The sequence below is a fragment of the Halomonas sp. genome (assembly GCF_033549285.1).
Classification (GTDB): Bacteria; Pseudomonadota; Gammaproteobacteria; order Pseudomonadales; family Halomonadaceae; genus Halomonas.
In genome coordinates this window covers 1-21,723 of record NZ_JAWSUJ010000070.1, presented here as the reverse complement: position 1 = coordinate 21,723, position 21,723 = coordinate 1, and the positions used below count along the sequence as shown (strand labels likewise).

General features: G+C 57.9%; 17 protein-coding genes. 1 reads left to right on the top strand and 16 read right to left on the bottom strand.

Annotated features, from left to right (window positions below; translation table 11 throughout):
• Window positions 1-26: 26 nt before the first annotated feature.
• Window positions 27-371, top strand: a complete 345-nt coding sequence (locus SCI24_RS14875; protein ID WP_318726120.1) for a TraI domain-containing protein — start codon at window positions 27-29, stop codon at window positions 369-371.
• A gap of 168 nt (window positions 372-539) precedes the next feature.
• Here SCI24_RS14875 and SCI24_RS14870 read toward each other — a convergent pair whose 3' ends face one another.
• The 16 genes from SCI24_RS14870 to SCI24_RS14795 form a co-directional block, all read right to left on the bottom strand.
• Complete coding sequence (locus SCI24_RS14870; protein WP_318726118.1) at window positions 540-1,901, bottom strand: IS1380 family transposase; 1,362 nt, start codon at window positions 1,899-1,901, stop codon at window positions 540-542.
• Between the two features lie 289 nt (window positions 1,902-2,190).
• Window positions 2,191-3,972: a hypothetical protein gene (locus tag SCI24_RS14865; RefSeq protein WP_318726117.1), complete on the bottom strand. Its 1,782-nt coding sequence runs from the start codon at window positions 3,970-3,972 to the stop codon at window positions 2,191-2,193.
• 9 nt (window positions 3,973-3,981) lie between these two features.
• Window positions 3,982-5,277 carry a lipopolysaccharide biosynthesis protein gene (locus SCI24_RS14860; RefSeq protein ID WP_318726116.1) on the bottom strand — a complete coding sequence of 432 codons (1,296 nt, stop codon included), beginning with the start codon at window positions 5,275-5,277 and terminating at the stop codon, window positions 3,982-3,984.
• A gap of 311 nt (window positions 5,278-5,588) precedes the next feature.
• Window positions 5,589-6,599, bottom strand: coding sequence for an NAD-dependent epimerase (locus SCI24_RS14855; protein ID WP_318726115.1), 1,011 nt, complete (start codon window positions 6,597-6,599; stop codon window positions 5,589-5,591).
• A gap of 125 nt (window positions 6,600-6,724) precedes the next feature.
• A complete protein-coding gene (locus SCI24_RS14850) occupies window positions 6,725-8,917 on the bottom strand; it encodes a polysaccharide biosynthesis tyrosine autokinase (protein ID WP_318726114.1) in 2,193 nt (730 codons plus the stop codon).
• 49 nt (window positions 8,918-8,966) lie between these two features.
• Window positions 8,967-9,404 (bottom strand): low molecular weight protein-tyrosine-phosphatase, encoded by a 438-nt coding sequence (locus SCI24_RS14845; protein ID WP_318726113.1) that lies wholly within the window; start codon window positions 9,402-9,404, stop codon window positions 8,967-8,969.
• A 2-nt stretch (window positions 9,405-9,406) separates the two neighbouring features.
• Complete coding sequence (locus SCI24_RS14840; RefSeq protein WP_318726119.1) at window positions 9,407-10,528, bottom strand: polysaccharide export protein; 1,122 nt, start codon at window positions 10,526-10,528, stop codon at window positions 9,407-9,409.
• 141 nt (window positions 10,529-10,669) lie between these two features.
• The gene (locus tag SCI24_RS14835) at window positions 10,670-12,790 is read right to left on the bottom strand and encodes a nucleoside-diphosphate sugar epimerase/dehydratase (protein ID WP_318726112.1); all 2,121 of its coding nucleotides are present in this window, start codon (window positions 12,788-12,790) and stop codon (window positions 10,670-10,672) included.
• Between the two features lie 699 nt (window positions 12,791-13,489).
• Entirely contained in the window at window positions 13,490-14,881 is a 1,392-nt protein-coding gene (sthA, locus tag SCI24_RS14830; protein ID WP_318726111.1) for a Si-specific NAD(P)(+) transhydrogenase, read from the bottom strand.
• Between the two features lie 113 nt (window positions 14,882-14,994).
• The gene (nqrM, locus tag SCI24_RS14825; protein WP_318726110.1) at window positions 14,995-15,249 is read right to left on the bottom strand and encodes a (Na+)-NQR maturation NqrM; all 255 of its coding nucleotides are present in this window, start codon (window positions 15,247-15,249) and stop codon (window positions 14,995-14,997) included.
• Between the two features lie 201 nt (window positions 15,250-15,450).
• Window positions 15,451-16,683, bottom strand: a complete 1,233-nt coding sequence (nqrF, locus tag SCI24_RS14820) for an NADH:ubiquinone reductase (Na(+)-transporting) subunit F (RefSeq protein ID WP_318726109.1) — start codon at window positions 16,681-16,683, stop codon at window positions 15,451-15,453.
• A gap of 72 nt (window positions 16,684-16,755) precedes the next feature.
• Entirely contained in the window at window positions 16,756-17,373 is a 618-nt protein-coding gene (nqrE, locus tag SCI24_RS14815; protein WP_318726108.1) for an NADH:ubiquinone reductase (Na(+)-transporting) subunit E, read from the bottom strand.
• Window position 17,374: 1 nt separating this feature from the next.
• On the bottom strand, window positions 17,375-18,043 hold the full coding sequence (locus SCI24_RS14810; RefSeq protein ID WP_318726107.1) for an NADH:ubiquinone reductase (Na(+)-transporting) subunit D: 669 nt from the start codon (window positions 18,041-18,043) through the stop codon (window positions 17,375-17,377).
• A gap of 2 nt (window positions 18,044-18,045) precedes the next feature.
• Window positions 18,046-18,864, bottom strand: coding sequence for a Na(+)-translocating NADH-quinone reductase subunit C (locus SCI24_RS14805; protein ID WP_318726106.1), 819 nt, complete (start codon window positions 18,862-18,864; stop codon window positions 18,046-18,048).
• Window positions 18,864-20,090, bottom strand: a complete 1,227-nt coding sequence (locus tag SCI24_RS14800) for an NADH:ubiquinone reductase (Na(+)-transporting) subunit B (RefSeq protein ID WP_318726105.1) — start codon at window positions 20,088-20,090, stop codon at window positions 18,864-18,866. Before SCI24_RS14800 ends, SCI24_RS14805 begins: the two co-directional genes overlap by 1 nt.
• Window positions 20,090-21,439 carry a Na(+)-translocating NADH-quinone reductase subunit A gene (locus SCI24_RS14795; protein ID WP_318726104.1) on the bottom strand — a complete coding sequence of 450 codons (1,350 nt, stop codon included), beginning with the start codon at window positions 21,437-21,439 and terminating at the stop codon, window positions 20,090-20,092. The genes SCI24_RS14800 and SCI24_RS14795 overlap by 1 nt, the downstream gene beginning before the upstream one ends.
• Window positions 21,440-21,723: the final 284 nt, after the last annotated feature.

Genomic DNA, 21,723 nt, shown 5'->3' with positions numbered 1-21,723 from the left:
GCCTGGCATCACGCGACGAAGTCAATATGCAGCCATACTTGCACAGTTTGCCCAGGGTGTACTGCTCTGCTCCCGAATCATTGGATAAATTGGTAGCATCTGTACGCTCACTAAAGTCAGTTCATCTTAAGAACTTTATCAGGCGAGTTATCGAAAGGAGGGACCGCCTGGAAGTATTTCTAAATGCGCCAGCTAGCCGATCACATCACCATGCCTACCGCGGCGGACTGCTGGAACACTCCCTGGAAGTTGCACGAAATGTAGTCGCCATGATTAAACTAAACGAGCCAAAAATGCCACGCTCTCTTCTACCTGAATCCGTGATGCCGGCGTCGACACTTTCCCTATCGCCGTCTGCGAGCATTTTTTGACCTCCGATTCCATCTCAACCGCCGAACGCATATCTGCCATAGCTGACCATGGCGGCGTCGGCCGGCGACGATGACCCGTTTGGTCATGCATTTCTACCCGCCGGGCACGGTGATGCTGGCTGCCGGTGACCGTCAGCCTTCTGCGTGGTGCCTTTGTCTGACAGGCGATCAGTATGGCGTGCCTCGGGGATAGCGCAGGCGGCTTCGCAGGGTGTTCAACACCGTCATGCGTCCGAAGTCCTGCCCGAAGTCGAGGATGATCTGCCGCGCCTCGTGAATCACGAGGGCCGCACGATGCACCAGCTCTTGTAGCACGGTTCGGATCCGGCGCCGCTTGGCGGGATGGCGCACTGGACTCAGCTCGCCGGTCATGCCCAGTTGCCCCATCAGCCGCAGGATGTTGTAGGCCAGCTGGGCGAGGCGCAGGATCAGATCGTTGGTGGCGAACTTTCCCGACGGCAGCCGCTCCAGGTCGAGATCAGTCTTGATCTCGCTGTGGAATTGCTCGTGAGTGGCATGCGCCTGGTAGCGTTTGATCACCGCCTCCGGCGCCTCGCCCAGGCTGGTCCACCAGCCTTCCAACTCATAGTCCGGTTCGAGCAGCAACTGGCCATCGCGATCGGCGGTGCGCTCTACCAGGCGCATCACGCGTTGGACGACGTATTCGGCCTTGTTGTCGTCGTGGATCGAGACGGTCTGCGTCCACAGCGCCTGGCGTTTGCCGGGGCGTAGTTCTTCCCAATAGTCTGCCGCCACGGCCCGCCAGGTGTCCTGATCGGTCGTGGCCGAGCCACGCGGGTTCCATTTGACGAGATAGTCGAGTCGGCGCCCCACGTCGGCAAAGGCCTGCCGCTGCCGTTCGAGAAGCGCCAGGTGCGCCTGGCTGTCGAAGCCGCTGTCCTCACGTAGCAGGATCGGTTGCTCGGTCAGGCCCTGGGCGCGAGGCAGTACCCGCTCCAGGAAGGCGTTGCTCTCCTTCATGGTGTGCTGCTTGCCAGGACGCAGCTCCAGGCCCAGGCACCACCCTTCGTTGCCCAGATAAGCGGCGATAGGGGTGTAGCCATCGACCTTCTGGTAGGTCCGCGAGACGCCTTCCTTCTTCGAGTTGCTGTTGTCCATGACGAAGGTATCGATGTCCAGGCAGACGTGTGTCGTCTCGGCGGTGATCGGTGCCTCGACCAGTGACAGCAGGGTCGTCGACCAGGTGGCGGTGCGTGCCTGAAGGTCGTTGGCGGCAAGTTTCTCCAGCCGCTGTCGCAGCGTGGCGGTGCTCGGCACCTTCTGCAGGGTCAGCAGCTGTTGGAAGGGCTTGTCGCGGCGGAAGTTTTCGATGGCGTCATAGTCGCTCATGCCCAGACACAGCAGGCCCAGGTAGCTCTTGACCACGTCGCTGGTGCGCATGCCAAGCGTGGTGGGGAAGCGTCCGTCGATGCTGTCGACGCCGGCGATCTCGAAGCACTGCCCGATGATCGACAGCCCGGCATGGCTGGTGAGGGTACGACGACTGGCGCGGAACTTGACGTTGGGCATGGCACTGTCTGGGTGAATGGCGATATTCGCTATATTGCCATGCATGTCAGTGGGTTAGAAGCATTCCAGGGGGCGGTCTCACGGATTCAGGTTTAAATAACCATACCCTTGAATTAAGATTTAATACGAGGATTATGCATCTACCTTAAATCAACTGCTAAAATATCTTGTGGATAACATTGAGATAGTAACGGTGCTTCGCTCACATTTAATCGATGATATCAAATTATATTAATGTATGCACTTAGGCAGAAGCGCACAACTTATTGAGCAATAACCTTAACACCGATCATGATCTAAATTTTGTGCAATTATAGCAAACCTGCATGAGGTTAACTTTTTGTACAACCGATAGCCCTTCATATTTTTCGCTAAGGACATGCTGCCTTAATACCTTTGCAATTTCTTTAGGTTCTATGAGCTTACTGTATCGATCAACTTCGGTGGACCAAGATGAGCTAGAGACAATTTTATGCCAGTCACCCCACGGGCCTTCATTTTTAGTATTTCTGCCTGTTTTCTTGAAAAATTTTCGATATAATCTGATGACAAACTGAATCGGCGAGTTTACCCACCACGGATAATACGGCAGCCGTCCATCCGCATGAAAAATATGTCGTGATTTTTCCAAAGCTGATTTAAATGCAGCGTTAAAAAGTCGTCGATTGAGTTTCCAAGAAACCGGCACGCTAGAAGCTACTTTGACCGATTCTTTCGCCATAAAAACTTCATAACTGGCGAACAGGCGCCGATTACTGTACAAATTTGGTATAGCAATCCTCATTGTAGCCGGCCAAAGCTCAAACCACTCGTGGGCGCTTTTGGGTCTCATCTTGTGAACACGAAAGTAATGCTGACGCCTTCGCTCGGTAATAACTTCAAGCAACTTATCATCAAACAAAAAATGAGATATGGGTTGAGTTCTAGTTTCACCCTTGATATAGAACTGAGGAATAAATGAAAAACGTTTTGTCCACTTGGATTTTCTAGCGTACTTTGCTTTGAGTAGCGAATCTGAAATATAGCCGCCGAACACAGCACGAAAATGTGCTAGATTATTCTTCTTATCAAATCCCAAAGTGTGCGCATGGGTATATTGATGGCCAGCTCCTACCAAAGTACTGGCTTCAGGCATGATTTTTAGATAGTATAATTCACTTCGATAATCTGGCTTGAAGTTAGCGCCATAAGCAGCTGCAACCTTTTTCGCCACTTTCCCTTCTCTGTTCATACTGTCGAGAAAAATAAAGGCATCACGGTTAATCTGCTCAGGGAGCATTCCCGCCAGGGCACGTGAGTCTTCTCCAGCACTGATAAACTGTGCTATATATTCCAACGGCTCCGTGACCCGATCGATATAGCCTTTCACCCCTTCGCGCAAAGCCTCCGCGGCTTCCTTAAGAGTGCTGTAAGGATTGTGCTCATTTGGCTGCCAATACGGAATTGGCTCTGATAGATTGCCCCCACCAACACCTTGACTACTGATCCAACTTTGCACGGATGCTGGTTGGCACTGACGGATATCACTATATGCCGTGTAGGGGTAAGTTACTGCATGATGAAGAACAAAATCTACCAAAGAAGCTTCGTCATATGCATCTTGCTTCTCGCAAGCTTGAGCAAGTGCATCTATGTGCGTACCCAAAAACAGTGAGCCCACGTCTATAAACTGGTAAACCGGGATGAACATCATCAGGTCGGTAATGCATTCTACCCGTGACTCCTGCTTATCTATTACCAGAATTACAAAGGGGCCACTGAGATCTTCACTCCAATCCGCATTGCCACTAGTCCAGTGATCGAGGATAGCACGAGTGCCAGCGTGAGCGTCACTTTTTCCAAGGAAAGTATTATCTTGAAAATAAAGCACTGGCCCACCGATTACCACACAAATGTAACGCTCGTTTTCTAGCGGCTGAAAACCGTTGTAGCGAGATGGTGTTACCGATAAAGATCCCCATGCGCCATGAAACTCGCTACTACCAACATGTTTATTCAAATAAATAGCAGCCAAAAACTTCGTTAGCTTACCCTGCGGGAAGGTATTTGAGCTAAATATAAAGTCACTCATTTGATCAAATTAATCCTTGTATCTTTTGGCTGCTACAAATGTGGCAATGATTAAAAATAAATTCAAGCCTGCGCTTGATAGGCTAAACAAAGCCACTGCTATCAATGCACTTTCAAACATGAGAAATCCCAGGAAAAGCGAGCCGGCGCGGATTCCTATACTCATGATTTCATAGGCTAGGAAAAATCCTTGCAGAGAAAGAACTGGTATTGCACCCACACTCGGACGATTTATAAATCCAAAATAAGACCATAACGCTAACCACTGAGCATATACTCCAGCCGTATACCATTCCTGGCCGAAAACAAAGCTAAATAACCATGGTCCAAAGGCAATTACTGTTGCAAATGGCAAGACACCAACAACCGCTAATGCTGCAGTAGCCTTGATCAGCAACTTATATGGGCTTTCTCCATTAAGAACAGCCTCATTAATTCTCGGATAAAAAACTGCGGCTACAGACTGTCCGATCAAGGTGGTAGGAATGCCTAGAACCAATTTTCCTAATGCATAGAATCCTGCAGGCGCAGGTCCAAAAAAACTTGCCAACATCAGTACTGGCAAACTTTTGGATGCGGCATTTAGCACAACTTGAGGTGTGCGGTAATATGCAAAATCCCTGTGTCGCCAAGCCAGGCTCGTAATGCTAGCTTCATCTTCTATAGAGTCAACGTCTGACTTACTCATACCTGCTTCGGGATTTTTTCTAATATTAGCCCAAAGCATCAGAGCGTGGAGCGCACTTCCCGCCGTTGCTATAAACACAAGAACAGCCGCAATGGGAGTAAAAAAACCAATTCCCGCTTTAGCAAGGTTGATCCAAAGGGCCTGTAGAACTGCCACCTTGGCCTTGATCTTGAACTGCTTCTTACGGATTATCCATTGATTCATCACTCCCATTGCGGCCGAAAACAGCATTGCCAGCGGCAGCAACAGAATGAACGAGTCGACGGCATGAAGGTTAAACGCACTGACAATGGAGTCTTTAAAGAGCAGAAGAATAAGTGCTGCCAGAAGTGTCATCCCCAAGGCGACGCCTATGGATAGCCTAACCAGCTTCATGGCATCTGCATCACGCTTGGGTAACACAATGGCAGTCGGATAACTTAGCGCTGACAAGGGAGTCAGCACGGCTAAAATTGCGGTATAGATCCCAAAAACACCAAAAGCCTCTGGCCCATAAAGTCGGGTAATGATTGGGGCAAAGGCCATAGTGATAGCCTGTGCACCAGCAGTGCCCGTGGCCACTATAGCAACATTACGTACAAATTTACTGCTGGTTAGACATTTAGCGGCATTGATCACACGTATCGAGCCCGGAATTAAGAGAAAATACAGCGCTTGGTGCTTTCATCAAAGCGTGGAGTGTTAGAACTTTAGAAGCAATTTTGCGTCCAGCTGTAACGTAAAATCGAATGTTTTATCTGCAAGCACGAAGTGTGCTGATCTCAAGAATGGCGTTGCGCCCCACCGAATAATAGATGAAGCCCTTGTCGGCCATTCGGGAGGGCTCGCACATGTTTCGTCCATCGAAGATGATAGGATCACGCATTTCTCGGGCCAACTCGTCGAAATCCGGGGCGCTGATGTTTTTTTATTTGGCTACGATCACTTTTTTACTGTCCGTAGAATTCGCGGTACCAGGCCACGAAGTTGGCCACGCCTTGCTTGACCGGCGTGGCAGGCTTGTAATCGACCGCGTTCTCAAGCTCGCTGCTGTCGGCATAGGTATCCGGCACATCGCCGGGCTGCAGCGGCAGAAGCTCCTTGATGGCAGTCTTGCCGAGGGCCTCTTCCAGGGCCTCGATGTAAGCGCTGAGCTTCACCGGATCATTATTGCCGATGTTGAACAGCCGGTAGGGAGCATTGCTGGTCGCCGGGTCCGGTGCGTCACTGTCCCACTCTGGGTTGGCCGCGGCGATTTGATCGCTGGCGCGAATCACCCCTTCCACGATGTCATCCACGTAGGTGAAGTCGCGAGTATGGTGGCCGTGGTTGAACACCGGGATGGGCTCATCGGCAAGAATATGGCGGGTGAACCTGAACAGGGCCATGTCGGGACGCCCCCATGGACCGTAGACCGTGAAGAACCGTAGGCCGGTGGTCGGCAGGCCGAACAGATGGCTGTAGCTGTGGGCCATCATCTCGTTGGCTTTCTTGGTCGCAGCGTAGAACTGCAGGGGATGGTTGGCGCCGTCATGCTCGGAGAACGGCATGCGGGTGTTGGCGCCATAGACGCTGCTGGTACTGGCGTAGGTCAGGTGGGGCACCTTGGCGTAGCGGCAGGCTTCCAGCACATTGGTGAAGGCCACCACGTTGCTCTCCACATAGCTATGCGGATTCTCCAGGGAGTAACGCACCCCGGCCTGGGCGGCAAGGTGAATCACGCGATCGAAACGGTGCTGCGCGAAACAGTCGTTCACCGCCGCCTGATCGGCCAGGTTGTCGCGGATGAAGTGATATTCGCTGCCGCAACGGTCGGCGATGGCCTGCAGGAATTCCAGGCGTGCTTCCTTGATGGCGGGATCGTAGTAGTCATTGACGCTGTCATAGCCGACCACGCTGTCACCCCGTTCAAGCAGGCGCTTGGCGGTGTGAAAGCCGATGAAGCCGGCATTGCCGGTCACGAGAATCTTCATGCGGTTGAAGGCTCCTTGGGGGAGGTTGTCGGTCCGCCCGGGGAAAGTTCCTTGCGGATGGCTTTCTGGGGACAGCCTTCCGCGAGGCTGATGCTATCGCGGAGCGATGCCGATCAGCGGTACTGGTACTGGTAGTGGCCGTAGTAGCCACTGGCCGTCGAGGGCTTGAGCTCCACGGCATTGAGCACGGCGCCACGTACCCGGATGCCGCTGTCTTCCAGTCGCCGCCTGGCGGCCTTGATCTCGCGAACGGGGTTCTTCTCGAAACGAGCCACCAGCAGGGTGGTGTCACAGTGCTTGCCGAGGATACTGGCGTCCGTGACCGCGAGAATCGGGGGTGTATCCACCAGCACCAGATCGAACATATCGCTGAGTGCTTCCAAGGCCGCCGCCAGGCGAGACTGCATCAGCAGCTCGGAAGGGTTGGGTGCCACCCTGCCGCGACTGATCACATGATAGTTCTCGATGCCGGTGGGCCTGATGATGTCGGCAAGGTCGCACTGTCCGGACAGGTAGTCGGAGAGCCCCGGGCTGGCGTCCAGCTTGAAGGCGCGATGCACGTACCCCTTGCGCAGGTCGGCATCGATCAACACGACGCGCTTGCCGGCCTGGGCGAAGACCGAGGCCAGGTTGATCCCAAGGAAACTCTTGCCCACTCCGGGACTGGAGCCCGTTATCATGATGCGGTTATTGCATCCTTCCAGCAGCGCGAAGTGCAGACTGGTACGCAGCCCGCGAACGGCCTCGACGCTGAGATCGGCTGGCTCGCGTTCGGCCAGCACCCCGGTGACCACATTCTTGGCCGTTCCCATGGCGCGGCGCCTTACGCGCTTGGTCAGTCGTGTCTGGCCATTGGAGAGCGGGATGGTGGCATAGACGGGAATCCCTGCCGCCTCGATCTGTTCGGGTGACGTGACGCCACGCCGCAGCAGCTCGCGCATCAGCACCAGGCCGACGCTCAGTACGAGCCCCAGCAGGGTCGCCAGGATGAGTATGCGGCCGCGCCTGGGGGACACCAGGCCGCTGACCACCGCATCGTCGATGATGCGCACGTTGCCGATGGTGCCGGCACGGGCCACCTCCAACTCCTGCATCTTGTTGAGCACATTCACGTAGATCGCCTGTGTGACATCCATATCACGACGCAGGCGAATCACTTCCTGCTGCGCGGCGGGCAGTTGGTTCACCCGATCATTCAGTTCCTCGCGGTCCTGCTGGATCTGCCTGCGCTGGCGCAGCAGGGACTGATAGGTGGGGTGGCTGGGAGTATAGCGTTGTGCCAGCTCGGCCTCCTGAAACTCCAGATCATTCAACCGGGTTTCCAGTTCGATGTAGCGCTGGATGGCGGCCTGCGATTCGCTGTCGAGGTCAACGCTATCCAGGTTGGAGCGATATTCATTCAGCCGCTGCTCGGCTTCTGCCAGTTGGGAGCGCAACTCGGGTGCCTGATCTTCCAGGAACTCGAGGCTCTGCTGGGCCTGGGCCGACTGGCGCTCGACATTCTGGGTCAGGAAGGTCTCCGCCACGGCGTCGAGGGTTCGGGTCAGCTCGACCGGATCATCACCGACCATGAGCAGGCGCAACATGCCGGCAGTCGGCTCGGAAGAGGATTGTGTAATCTGCAACCGCGAACTGATGTCCCCTATTGCAGAGGTACGGTGTTGTTTCATGAGCCGGAAGCGCGCCCCGGGAGCCGCTTCGAAGCCCTCGATACGAAGGATCAGGTCATCGTCGAGAAAACGTTCCATCTGACCGATTTGGCCTCTGCCGATAGGGACATCGTCCAGCAGCACCTGATAGCCCTCCTGCAAGCGCTCGACAAGGATCCTCTGTCCGCGGCGATTGTCCGCCAGCTCGAAGCGCGCCACATCGAGGGATTCATCGCCCCAGACATGGGGCTGGCCAACCATGAACTCCGGCCGGGGAATCTGGCGGCGCTCCACGAAATTGCCGATGACGGGCAGTTCGACGGGCTGAATGATGACATCTCGCTCAAGGCGATCCACCACCTGGCCCAGCACCATGCGAGACTGCAGGATCTGCACTTCCGCCGGAGTATTGAGCATGTCATCGCCGATGACGCTGCCCACGTTACCGAAGGGGCTCACGCTCGAGCGTCGCTCTACCTGCACCAGCGCATTGGCCTGGAAGATCGGAGTCGCCAACTGACCCTGCACATACCCAAGCCCGGCGAAGAGCAGCGTGATGAACACGATCAGCCATTTATGATCCAGCAGCGCGACAAACATGCGCCCGAGATCGACGGTTGTTTCCTGCGCGTCCTGTCTTTGCGATGTCTCGTTCATAAGCTAGCTCTACTGCTGCAATAAGGGGAATGGGGCCCTTGCGAGGGCATCAGAGCCTGTCTGCCCAGAGGCGAGTGGCCTCGTGCAGCAGTCGGTGTACATGCTCGAACACGTCCTGGCTCTTTCGATAGGGGTCAGGGATGTCCGTCTCTTGCTGCTGGCTCAGCCACTTGCCCAACAGCAGCGTCTTGCCACGCGCCTCCGGCCAGCGCTTGGCCAACGCCTGACGCTGGTTGTCCGTCATGACCAGCACCAGGTCGGCTTCGGCAAGCATGCCGGTATCCAGCTGACGTGCCTCATGGGCATCAACGTCAAGCCCGTCGGCTTCCGCCAGCTGTCGTGCCCAAGCATCCACCGGCTGCCCGACCAGGGCACCCAGACCGGCGGAATGCACCGTCAGCCGGGGCAGCCGGCGTTGCAACATTGCCGCCGCCACCGGGCTGCGGCAGATGTTGCCGGTACACACGACCAATATGCGCTGGAACATGACTAGAGCAGTTCGTCGAGGTTCGCACCGCTGCTACCGATATCACCCGGGAGAGTCAGTGACGGCAGGAGCAGGCTTATCACGCGGTTCCAGCGAGCCAGTGGCGCGGTCGTGACATACACCACATCACTGGGCTCGAGTGGAAATCTGCTGGCCATCATGTAGGCGGTGGCATCGCTCACGTCGAGCTGGTACACCGTGGCCAGCTTGTCGCTTTCCAACGAGTGCGGGCGCAGAACGAAGATTCCCGAGGCATCCCCACGCTCTTCGTTGATACCGCCGGCACGCGACAGGGCATCGGTCAGCGATAGGCGCTCACGATTCATTCGCAGGTTACCGGGCGACCCGACCTGGCCGAGCATGGCAATCCCCTGGTTGTCGGCGCTGGGCAGGTGCAGTTGGTCACCGTCCCGGAGCAGGCGATTCTGGGTCTGGTCCCCCTCACTGAGCAGGGCAAACAGCGAAAGCCGTTCCTCCCTGCCGTCACGAATCAGGGTGAGCTCATGCCAGTAGGCATCAGCGGTGGGCCCGCCCGCGGCACTGATGGCATCCACGATGGTCAATGGCACATTGGTGATGGGAAGGGTGCCTGGCGAGCCAACCGCGCCAGTGACATGGGCCTTCTTCGAATTGAACTGGGCGACGAATACATCCACCTGCGGGTCCGTCAGGTACTCTGACAGGCCACGTGTCAACTGCATGCGGATTTCATCTGTCGTCTTGCCGGCGACATTGATGCGTCCCAGGAAGGGATAGAAGATGGTGCCCGCAGGCCTGACGATGTGACCAGCTTCAGCCGCACTACGCTCGGCGCCCGCAGGAATGGTGAGTTCGGGGTGGTCATAGACGATGATACTCAGGACATCGCCAGGACCGACATGGTAATCATACTGGTCGATCGCGCGGCGCAGTTCATCTGTCTGTGGCTGGGCGACCGGCCGCTCTCGTTCGATCTGTTGCAGCAGTTCAGGCGTAATCGCCTTGATATCCACCCTGTCAGAAAGATCGACGCTTGCACTTTCATCGACGCGACGATCCATGTCCCCCCCAGGAGCAATGACACAACCCGCAAGTACAAGCATGGTCAGGCCTGCCAGTGTCAGTCGAAGTGATCTGGATATCATCATCGGAGTCTTCCTTATTGCTTGTGACTGTCGGACATGGCTGCACCAACGCTACCGCCGAGTTGCTGGTGCACCCTCGAGACCTGTCAAGAACGTCAACTTGTCTTATGCTAACCTTGAGTCTTGACTGATTGTCGCGGATTAGGGCTTACCACGCTTCATATATCCCAAAACAGCACTCTGCGGGGAGATACTTGCCACACTGCCTGCTTTTTCTGCCGCACTCACGTTCCATTCCTCTATGACATTCCCTTGATGGAAAGGCCTAGCCGAATCCACTGACTTGGCGCCAATAGGAAACGGCTTTTCCTTGTTAAAAGAGCGACATAACCACTGGATATCAACGATGTCATCCATCGGTGAATAACCGGTGGGTGCTTTGTCCAGCACCCACCGGATACCCTTAACGTCCTGTTCGCGGCAGGCCTGATATAATCTCTCTAGCAGGGAGTTCAGGGCCTCCCAGTCCATCATCGATTCATTGGCCGTCATGATCCGGGGATGCGACGTAGGTAGCGCGTTATCGGTCACGAGCAACTCTTCATAGAGTTTTTCACCGGGGCGCAAACCCGTAAATACGATGGGGATATCCCCTTTCGACGACGGCTTGACGCTTTCCTTGTTCGATGTGTTGTCCTCGGTACCTTCAGGCTGATCTGCGAAGTAAGGTTCCAGACCAGTGAGTCGAACCATGCGACACGCCAGCTCAACGATCTTCACAGGCCTTCCCATATCGAGCACAAATACATCCCCACCGCGAGCCATTGCACCAGCCTGAATAACTAACTGGGCCGCCTCCGGGATGGTCATGAAATAACGGGTGATGTCAGGATGAGTCACGGTGATGGGCCCGCCTTGTTCGATCTGTTTACGAAACAGCGGTACCACAGAACCGGATGAACCCAGCACATTCCCGAAACGTACCATGGCGAAGCGAGTTACTTTCTGTTCTTGTGCCAGGGCCTGGCAGACCAACTCTGCCAAACGCTTAGAGGCTCCCATCACATTGGTGGGACGGACAGCCTTGTCGGTGGACACCAGGACAACGCTACTAACCTTTGCTGATATCGCTGCCTTGGCCATGCTCAAGGTGCCATAAACGTTATTGCATATACCCTCGACCATGTTTTGCTCAACCAAGGGTACATGCTTGTAGGCAGCAGCATGATAGATGGTATCGACCTCAAAGGTACGCATCAGGCCTTCGAGCCGACCTTTCTCCTGCACCGATGCCAGAATAGGAAGAAACGTCACATCTAATCCATCGAGAGAAGCGATCCGTGTGAGATCCTGTTCAATACGATAGAGCGCATATTCCGATACATCTACCAAGAGAAGTTGCTTAGGGCGTTGAATAAATATCTGTCGGCTGAGCTCACTCCCGATTGACCCTCCGGCACCAGTGACCATCACGACTTTATCGTAAATGTTGGCTCCCAACAGTGACTGGTCCGGAGGAATCGGATCGCGCCCAAGGAGGTCTTCGATGGCCACATCACGAAGCTCATTCACCTTGGCCTTTCCGGAAATGACGTCGGCCATATCAGGAATTGTCTGCACCGGCATACCCAGTGTTTCAACAGATTCAATGACCTCCTGTCGGCGAGAACGGCTAGCCTCGGGAATAGCGAGCAGGAATTTCTGGACACCATAAGTCTTAATGATCCTATGAGTCTCCCGGGGATGGTATACCTTGAGCCCCTGCACGGTAGTACCTTGCAGGCGTGGCGCAAAATCCACATAAGCAACCGGTTCATAATCACGTCCATGACGCAACGACACGACCAGTTGCCGGCCCGCGACGCCGGCACCATATATCAATACCCGCGTTTTTTGTAACTGCTGCCCCCTAAAATAAAGTATGCGCAGGACTAGGCGCACTCCACCGATAGTGATCAGCGCGATCATCGCGTAGATGAATGAGACGGAGAGCGGGATGGGCAACCCTAGAGCCACGCTGCTCATACCAAGCACCAGAGCCGAAGTTAGAACTCCTCCGAGAATCGTCTGGGCGGCCCTGAAGCCGAGGTATCGAATGATGGCACGATAGAACCCAAACCTCATGAAAATCAAGATGCTGACTGGTACCACGATCGGAAGTGCAATCCATACCTCTGGATCACCCAGAAAGTCTAGACTGTCGCGTCTCAACAACATGGCCAACATCAAACTTAAGGTGATGAGAAAGGTATCAGCCAACACCTGAATGACACGCTTGGTCTTTCGGGATAAACCAAATAATGAGGACAGGAAAGGCGGCATGACAAGTTCCTTGAGAACTTCATCAGAAGATTTGCAAGTTAAGTTCAAATCCGAGAAATAGATATAAGCAGGCTAATAAAGTGGGGACACCCCCCACAAGCCACGGCAATGACAATAGAGCTTTAAAAAATATTGCACAGAAAATTCTGAATTCAAGCAGAAATTACATTGCTTGCGACTTCCAGGACTCCTGAACCACCCACCTAGAAAGACCCGTGATGGCACGATAGCAAAGATGCCTTATGTAATGATCATCCAGCTTCCTTACTACCTCACAATCTTGGAAAAGCACTTCTTTATCAAAGACTTTTGTTGCTCTTTTCACGCTACCGCCCGGGAGTTTTGATGGCGCTCTCCGGGACCTGTTATTGCCAATTTTGGTACTTGTATCACATCTTTCACACCATCCATGATTCGAGCCTGCCTAAGGCAATTACATGGATGAAACTTATTTATACACAAGGTTACATCATGTAGCCAGTTCCTGCTCGTACCAATTTTCTAACCCACCAGATGGAGAAAAACTCATATCCGTACTTCCACTGAGTACCGTTTTAGCTTTCCAAGACCCGCCAAAATCGCTGAAGATAAGAAGTTCCATTTCGCACTAGGGCCACCATGCCGCCTGTCCTCTGGCGACAAAAAAAAGCGCCGATCCTGAAGGAACGGCGCACCATTAGAAATCTAGTCTCACTAGTACTAGAACACCCGGTTCATCCCGTTCTGGGCCGCCACCCGGTAGGCCTCGGCCATGGTCGGGTAGTTGAAGGTGGTATTGATGAAGTACTTGAGGGTGTTGGCCTCGCCCTGCTGCTGCATGACCGCCTGGCCGATGTGGACGATCTCGGAGGCCTGGTCGCCGAAGCAGTGGATGCCGAGGATCTCGAGGCTGTCCTGGTGGAAGAGGATCTTGAGCATGCCCACGGTGTCGCCGGTTATCTGGGCCCGGGCGGTGTCCTTGAAGAAGGCCTGAGCCACCTCGTAGGGCACCCTGGCCTCGGTCAGCTCACGCTCGGTCTTGCCCACCGAGCTGATCTCGGGGATGGTGTAGATCCCCGTGGGCACGTCATCGACGAAGCGGAAGTCCTCCTCGAGCATGTCGTCGCTGGCGTTCTTGCCCTGGTCGTAGGCGGCGCTGGCAAGGCTCGGCCAGCCGATCACGTCACCCACCGCGTAGACGTTCGGCACCTCGGTCCGGTAGTGGTCGTCGACCGTCAGCTGGCCGCGGCCATTGGCCTCCAGACCGATGTTCTCCAGTCCCAGCTGGTCGGTATTGCCGGTGCGGCCGTTGGCCCACAGGAAGGCGTCGGCGCGCAGCCGCTTGCCGGACTTGAGATGCACGGTGACGCCGGTGTCGTCCCCCTCGACCCGCGCATACTCCTCGTTGTGGCGGATCAGCACCCCATGCTTGCGCAGGTGGTAGGAGAGCGCATCACTGATCTCGTCGTCGAGGAAGGAGAGCAGGCTGCCGCGGTTGTTGATCAGGTCGACCTTGACACCGAGCCCCGAGAAGATCGAGGCATACTCGCAGCCGATGACCCCCGCACCGAAGATAATCAGGGTCCGCGGAGTGTGGTTGAGGCTGAGGATGGTGTCAGAGCAGTAGATGCGCGGATGGCGGAAGTCGATATCCGCCGGGCGGTAGGGGCGCGAGCCGGTGGCGATGATGACCTTGTCGGCGACCAGCTCCTCCATGCCCTCGTGGTCGTCGCGCACCAGCAGCGTGTGGGCGTCCTTGAAGCGCGCCACGCCGCGGAAGAGGTCGATCCGGTTGCGGGCATAGAAGTTGGTGCGCATCGCCACCTGCTGGTCGATGGTAACGCGGGAGCGTGCCATCACCCGGGAGAAGGAGAACCAGCGCGGCTCGCCGATGTCGCGGAACATCGGGTTGGTGTTGAACGAGAGGATCTGCTTGACCTGGTGGCGCAACGCCTTCGACGGGATGGTGCCCCAGTGGGTGCAGTTGCCCCCGACCTGCGCCTGTTTCTCGACGACCGCGACCCGCTTGCCGTGCTTGGCGGCATTGATCGCCGCGCTCTCCCCCGCCGGTCCGGTGCCGATCACCACCACGTCATAATTGTGGACTGCCATGTCTCCACCTTGTTTTCCTAGCCATCAGCATCGAAGCATGGTGTCAGACCCTTAAGCGGCCTTTGGGATTCCATCCCAAAGGCCGCTTAAGGGTCTGACACCGGAGTGAGGGGTTAACGCCGGGTGGCGTCGTAGCCGAGGTCGGCACCGCGGCTCTCGTCGCTGCGACGACGCGCGCTGGTCTTCTTGCGGTTCTCCTCCTCGCAGACCTCGTCCTTGCCGCCGCAGACCTCGCAGCCCTCCTTGAGGCCCAGGCGATTGAGACCGCCACAGCTCCCGGCGATGGGCTTGCGTCCCATGATCACGCCGACGGCCATGGCGGCCATGATCAGCAGCATGAAGGCGAATGCCATCAGGTAAAGGGTCATTGCAACGCTCCTCGGTATCGAAATAGATCAACCATCCTGCCTGTGTGACAACACAGTTGCGCTCGAGGTCCACAGTGCGGGAGGGTCTGGTGCCTGAGATGCCGACAGAAGACGCTAAAGCTTAACGATCGGCATGTCGGGCAGCAGAATCGAAGGGACCGGCCTCTCGGCCGGTCCGGGTTCGCCTTGCGGCGATCGAGATCAGCCGCCGAAGTCGTCCAGCAGGATGTTCTCGGGTTCCACGCCCAGGTCGATCAACAGCTTGATCACGGAGGCGTTCATCATGGGCGGCCCGCACATGTAGTACTCGCAGTCCTCGGGGGCCGGGTGGTCCTTGAGGTAGTTCTCGTAGAGGACGTTATGGATGAAGCCGGTCGGCCCCTCCCAGTTGTCCTCGGGCTGCGGGTCGGAGAGCGCCAGGTGCCACTCGAAGTTGGGGAACTCCTCGGCCAGCTGGTCGTACTCCTCGTTGTAGAAGGTCTCGCGCCAGGAGCGCGCACCGTACCAGAACGAGATCTTGCGGTCAGTCTTGAGTCGCTTGAGCTGGTCGAAGATGTGGCTGCGCATCGGCGCCATGCCGGCACCGCCACCGATGAAGACCATCTCGGCATCGGTATCCTTGGCGAAGAACTCGCCGAAGGGCCCCATCACCGTGACCTTGTCACCCGGCTTCAGGCTGAAGACGTAGGTGGACATCAGTCCCGGCGGATGGTCGGTGTTGGGCGGCGGCGTGGCGATACGGATGTTGAACTTGAGGATGCCCTTCTCGTCCGGATAGTTCGCCATGGAGTAGGCGCGGATGACTTCCTCGTTGTTCTTGTGGGAGATGTCGAACAGGCCGAACTTCTCCCAGTCGCCCCGGTACTCCTCCTCGATGTCGAAGTCCTTGAAGGAGATGTCGTAGGGCGGTGCCACCAGCTGCACGTAGCCGCCGGCGCGGAAGGCCACTTCCTCGCCCTCGGGCAGCTTGAGGTTGAGCTCCTTGATGAAGGTGGCGACGTTGGGGTTCTCGATGACCTCGCATTCCCACTTCTTGACGCCGAAGACCTCCTCCGGGACCTCGATCTTCATGTCCTGCTTCACCGGCACCTGGCAGGAAAGGCGCCAGCCTTCCTTCTTCTCGCGCAGGGTGAAGTGGGACTCCTCGGTGGGCAGGATGGCACCGCCTCCCTCCTCCACGCGGCACTTGCACTGGGCGCAGGAGCCACCGCCGCCGCAGGCGGAGGAAAGGAAGATACCGTTGGCGGCGAGTGTGTTGAGCAGCTTGCCGCCGGCCTGGGTGGTCAGGGAGTGCTCGGGGTCGCCGTTGACCTCGATGGTCACGTCCCCGGTGCTGACGAGCCTGCTCCGGGCAGCCAGGATCACCAGAACCAGGCCGATGACGACCACGGTGAACATGACCACACCGAGCAAGATGAGTGTTGTATCAACCATGTCGGTTTCCTATTGCTTGACGTTGCCTGGACCCCGGCGACGCGTCCGGCCGCCGGGAGAGCACAACCTGCCTCAGAGCTGGATGCCGGAGAAGGACATGAAGCCCAGCGACATCAGCCCCACGGTGATGAAGGTGATGCCCAGCCCCTGGAGGGAGTCGGGGACGTCGCTGTACTTGAGCTTCTCGCGGATGCCGGCCAGCGCCGTGATGGCCAGCGCCCAGCCGGTCCCGGCGCCTATGCCATAGACCACGGACTCGCCGAAGTTGTAGTTGCGCTCGACCATGAACAGCACGCCACCCAGGATGGCGCAGTTCACGGTGATCAGCGGCAGGAACACGCCCAGCGCGTTGTAGAGCGCGGGCACGTACTTGTCGAGGAACATCTCCATGATCTGCACCAGGGCGGCGATGACGCCGATGTAGCTCAGGTAGCCGAGGAACGACAGGTCGATGTTCTCGGCACCGCTGACGCCGGTCCAGGTCAGGGCCCCTTCCTGCAGCAGGAAGGTATAGACCAGGTTGTTGACCGGCACGGTAACGCCCAGAACCACGATCACGGCGATGCCCAGGCCGAAGGCGGAGGAGACCTTCTTGGAGACCGCCATGAAGGTGCACATGCCCAGGAAGAAGGCCAGGGCCATGTTCTCGACGAAGACCGAGGCGACGAACAGGCTCAGATAATGTTCCATGTTACACGGCCTCCTTCGGCTGGGTGTTTTCCTTCATCTTGAACTCGTTCTCCTCGACCTGCTCCGGGTTGACCGAGCGCAGCACCCAGATGATCAGGCCGATGATGAAGAACGCCGACGGCGGCAGCAGCAGCAGGCCGTTGGGCACGTACCAGCCGCCATCCTGCACCGGCTGCAGCACGGTGAAGCCGAACACGCTGCCGGCACCGAGCAACTCGCGGAAGAAGCCCACGGTCATCAGGATGAAGCCGTAGCCGATGCCGTTGCCGATGCCGTCCAGGAAGGACATCCCCGGGGTATTGGTCATGGCGAAGCCTTCGGCACGCCCCATCACGATGCAGTTGGTGATGATCAGCCCGACGAACACCGAGAGCTGCTTGGACATCTCGTAGGCGTAGGCCTTGAGGATCTGGTCCACCACGATGACCAGGGAGGCGATGATGGTCATCTGCACGATGATGCGGATGGCGGACGGGATGTGGTGACGGATCAGCGACACGAAGAGGTTCGAGAAGGCCGTCACGAAGATCACCGCCATCGTCATGACCAGCGAGACACTCATGCTGGTGGTTACCGCCAAGGCCGAACAGATACCCAGTATCTGCAGGGCGATGGGGTTGTTCTTGAAGATCGGCGTCGTCAGGACGCTCTTTGCGTTGGCAGCAGACATGATCAGGCTCCTTCACTTTCGAGTTCGACGTCGGCGCCCTGGGCGTCGTCCTGGCTGGTCCCCTCACGAAACCTGGCCAGATAATCACCGAAGCCCTGCGGGCTGAGCCAGAACTGCAGCATGTTGGTCACGCCGCGACTGGTCAGTGTAGCCCCGGAGAGGGCGTCGACCTCGTTTTCGCCACTGGCGCCGCCCTTGACCAGGCGAATCGCGGGCGCGAGCTCACCTTGCTCGTCGAAGATCTCCTTGCCTTCCCATTGGGCCTGCCAGCGCGGGTTGTTGACCTCGCCGCCCAGACCGGGCGTCTCGCTGTGCTCATAGTAGGTGATGCCGACGATGGTGTTGCCGTCGCCTTCCACGGAGAGGAAGCCGCGCATCAGCCCCCACAGTCCCTGGCCACGGATCGGCAGGATGATCTGTTCGGGATCGTCCGGTTCGCCCACCAGATAGACAGTAGAGTAGGTCTCGACACGCGTCAGCCCAGCCGGATCCTTCTCGCCGGAGAGCGTGCGCGAGGAAGCCGGGTCGCGGCGCGCCTGGAAGCCCTCATAGGTCGAAGGGTCGTGCTGCTCGGAGTACTCGCCGGTCTCCAGATTGACCACTCGCGGCGTGATGGTGGACTCGAAGGTCTCGTTCACGTCCATGCCGGGCTCATAGAGCTGCGCCACGTTGAGGATGTTGGTCTTGCGGTCGAGCTCCTGGTTGAACTGCTGCTTCGAACGCAGGGCCACCGCGGCGGTGGAGACGATGACGGCACACACGAGACTAAGTGCGAACGCCACCGTCAGGATCTTCTTGATGGAGTTGTTGCTCTGTGCCATCAGGCAGTCTCCTCGGCCGGCACACCGGTGCGCTGGATACGGCGCTTGATGTTGGCCTGTACAAAGAAGTGATCGATCAGCGGGGCGAACAGGTTGGCGAACAGGATCGCCAGCATGATGCCTTCAGGGAACGCCGGGTTGACGACACGGATCAGCACCGTCATGACGCCGATGAGCGCGCCGAAGATCAGGCGGCCCTGGTTGGTCATGGAGGCGGAGACCGGGTCGGTCGCCATGAACACCATGCCGAAGGCGAAACCGCCTACCACCAGGTGCCAGTACCAGGGCATGGCGAACATCGGGTTGCTGTCGGAGCCGATCAGGTTGAAGAGCGCACTGGTCGCGACCATGCCCAGGAAGACTCCGAGCACGATGCGCCAGGAGGCGATCTTGGTCCACAGCAGCACCACCGCGCCGATCAGGATCGCCAGGGTCGACGTCTCGCCCACAGAGCCGGGCACGAAGCCGAGGAAGGCGTCCCACCAGCTGAACTGGCTGGAGAGGGCCGCCATGCCGTCCTGGAAGGCGATGGAGAGCGCGGTCGCCCCCGTATAGCCGTCGGCCGCCACCCAGATCGCGTCACCGGAGATCTGTGCCGGATAGGCGAAGTAGAGGAAGGCACGGCCGGTCAACGCCGGGTTGAGGAAGTTCTTGCCGGTACCGCCGAAGATCTCCTTGCCGATCACCACACCGAAGGTGATGCCCAGTGCCACCTGCCACAGCGGGATGGTGGCGGGCAGGATCAGGGCATAGAGCACGGAGGTGACGAAGAAGCCCTCGTTGACCTCGTGGCCACGCTTGATGGCGAACAGCACCTCCCAGAAGCCGCCGACCACGAAGGTCACCAGGTAGATCGGCAGGAAGTAGGTGGCGCCCAGCACGAAGTTGGCCCACAGGCTGCCCGGGTCATGGCCGCCGGCCAGCGTCATCATGATCGCCTCGCGCCAGCTGCCCATGGAGTTGAAGCCCTCGGCGATGGCCATGTTGGCCTGCCAGCCGGCGTTCCACATGCCGAAGAACATCGCCGGGAAGGTGCACAGCCAGACGGTGATCATGATGCGCTTGAGGTCGACGCCGTCACGCACATGGGCCGTCGTCTTGGCCACGTCCGGCGGGGCGTAGAAGATGGTGTCCACCGCCTCGTAGAGGGGATAGAACTTCTCGTACTTGCCCCCCTTGTGGAAGTGGGGTTCGAGATTGTCGAGTGTCTGTCGGATACCCATCATCAGGCCTCTTTCTCGATCAAGGTGAGGTTGTCGCGCAGGATGGGACCGTACTCGTACTTGCCGGGGCACACATAGGTGCACAGCGCCAGGTCCTCTTCATCCAGCTCCAGGCAGCCGAGCTGCATCGCCGTCTCGATGTCGCCGACAATCAGCGAACGCAGCAGCTGGGTGGGCAGGATATCCAGCGGCATCACCTGCTCATAGGCCCCTACCGGCACCATGGCGCGCTCGGAACCGTTGGTCGAGGTGGTCGGCGCATAGTTGTGCAGGCCGGTAAACTTCGACAGGTAGATGCCCATCACGGAGTGACGATTCTTGCCGGGCGACATCCAGCCCATGAACACGCGCTTGTTGCCCTCCTCGAGCAGGCTCACCTGGTTATGGAAACGCCCCAGGTAGCGCAGGCTGCCCTCGCAGATCGCACCGGCGAACACCGAGCCGGAGATGACGCGCGTGCCTTCCGGGTCGATGACTTCGCCGGCCAGCAACTCGTCGCTGCTGGCACCGAGGCGGGTGCGCAGCAGGCGCGGCTTCTCGGCACGCGGGCCGCCCACGGCGATCACGCGCTGGACGTCCAGCTTGCCTTCGGCGAAGAGCTTGCCGAAGGCGATGACGTCCTGGTAGCCGATATGCCAGACACGCTTGTGCAGGGCCACGGGCGAGAGATGGTGGATATGGGTCCCCACCAGGCCGGCGGGGTGCGGGCCAGCGAAGGTCTCGTGCTGCACGCCCTTGACGTCGGTACCCGGGATGCGGGCATCCGGCGCCGTGCAGAGGTAGACCTTGCCCTCGGTGAGGCGGGCCAGCACCTTGAGGCCGTCCTCGAAGGCCTCGGCCTGCTCGTTGACGATGTCGGCCGGGTTCGCGGCCAGCGGGTGGGTATCGATGGCGGTGACGAAGATGTCGGTCGGCGAGCTGTCGACGGCCGGGGTGCGCGAGTAGGGCCGGGTACGCAGCGCGGTCCAGAGCCCCGACTCGACCAGCTGGTCGACGACGGCCTGGCGCTCGAGGCCCTCGAGCTTGTCGCGCCCGTGGGCGGTGAACTCGACCGCCTCCTCGGTCTCGTCGACCTTGATGACCACCGAGAGCAGCTTGCGCTTCTCGCCGCGGTTGATGGCGACGACCTCGCCGGCCGCCGGGGCCGTGAAGCGCACCCCGTCGATCTTCTTGTCGGTGAAGAGCAGCTGGCCCAGCTTGACCCTGTCCCCCTCACTGACCTCCATGGTCGGCTTCATGCCGACATAGTCGGTGCCCAGGACAGCCACATGGCGCACCGGTCGCGCTTCCTCGATGCGCGCCTCCGGCGTCCCCGCGATGGGGAGATCCAGGCCTTTCTTGACTTCGATCATAGTCTCGCCCAGTTGATGGATCGGATAGATGAAGAAAGGGGTTCGAATGGATTCGAATTATTGTGTTTTCAGAACGTTACCAGTCAGGCCCGAGGCTCGCTCGAACCACCCCGAAAAATCCACCGTATTATAAAGAGAAGCGTGGGGGATGACCACCTGCCCTATGGTCGCAAGCGCTGATCCGGGGCAAGAGAAAAATTGTCGCACCGCCGAGCGCCAAGCGCCAAGCGCCAAGCGCCAAGCGCCAAGCGCCAAGCGCCAAGCGCCAAGCGCCAAGCGCCAAG

Excerpts from the sequence above, each read along its gene's own strand:
- SCI24_RS14865 (WP_318726117.1), bottom strand. The coding sequence starts at position 3,972 with ATGAGTGACTTTATATTTAGCTCAAATACCTTCCCGCAGGGTAAGCTA.
- SCI24_RS14810 (WP_318726107.1), bottom strand. The coding sequence starts at position 18,043 with ATGTCTGCTGCCAACGCAAAGAGCGTCCTGACGACGCCGATCTTCAAG.
- SCI24_RS14850 (WP_318726114.1), bottom strand. The coding sequence starts at position 8,917 with ATGAACGAGACATCGCAAAGACAGGACGCGCAGGAAACAACCGTCGAT.
- SCI24_RS14870 (WP_318726118.1), bottom strand. The coding sequence starts at position 1,901 with ATGCCCAACGTCAAGTTCCGCGCCAGTCGTCGTACCCTCACCAGCCAT.
- SCI24_RS14835 (WP_318726112.1), bottom strand. The coding sequence starts at position 12,790 with ATGCCGCCTTTCCTGTCCTCATTATTTGGTTTATCCCGAAAGACCAAG.
- SCI24_RS14875 (WP_318726120.1), top strand. The coding sequence starts at position 27 with ATGCAGCCATACTTGCACAGTTTGCCCAGGGTGTACTGCTCTGCTCCC.
- nqrE (WP_318726108.1), bottom strand. The coding sequence starts at position 17,373 with ATGGAACATTATCTGAGCCTGTTCGTCGCCTCGGTCTTCGTCGAGAAC.
- sthA (WP_318726111.1), bottom strand. The coding sequence starts at position 14,881 with ATGGCAGTCCACAATTATGACGTGGTGGTGATCGGCACCGGACCGGCG.
- SCI24_RS14795 (WP_318726104.1), bottom strand. The coding sequence starts at position 21,439 with ATGATCGAAGTCAAGAAAGGCCTGGATCTCCCCATCGCGGGGACGCCG.
- SCI24_RS14805 (WP_318726106.1), bottom strand. The coding sequence starts at position 18,864 with ATGGCACAGAGCAACAACTCCATCAAGAAGATCCTGACGGTGGCGTTC.
- SCI24_RS14845 (WP_318726113.1), bottom strand. The coding sequence starts at position 9,404 with ATGTTCCAGCGCATATTGGTCGTGTGTACCGGCAACATCTGCCGCAGC.
- SCI24_RS14840 (WP_318726119.1), bottom strand. The coding sequence starts at position 10,528 with ATGATATCCAGATCACTTCGACTGACACTGGCAGGCCTGACCATGCTT.
- nqrF (WP_318726109.1), bottom strand. The coding sequence starts at position 16,683 with ATGGTTGATACAACACTCATCTTGCTCGGTGTGGTCATGTTCACCGTG.
- SCI24_RS14800 (WP_318726105.1), bottom strand. The coding sequence starts at position 20,090 with ATGATGGGTATCCGACAGACACTCGACAATCTCGAACCCCACTTCCAC.
- nqrM (WP_318726110.1), bottom strand. The coding sequence starts at position 15,249 with ATGACCCTTTACCTGATGGCATTCGCCTTCATGCTGCTGATCATGGCC.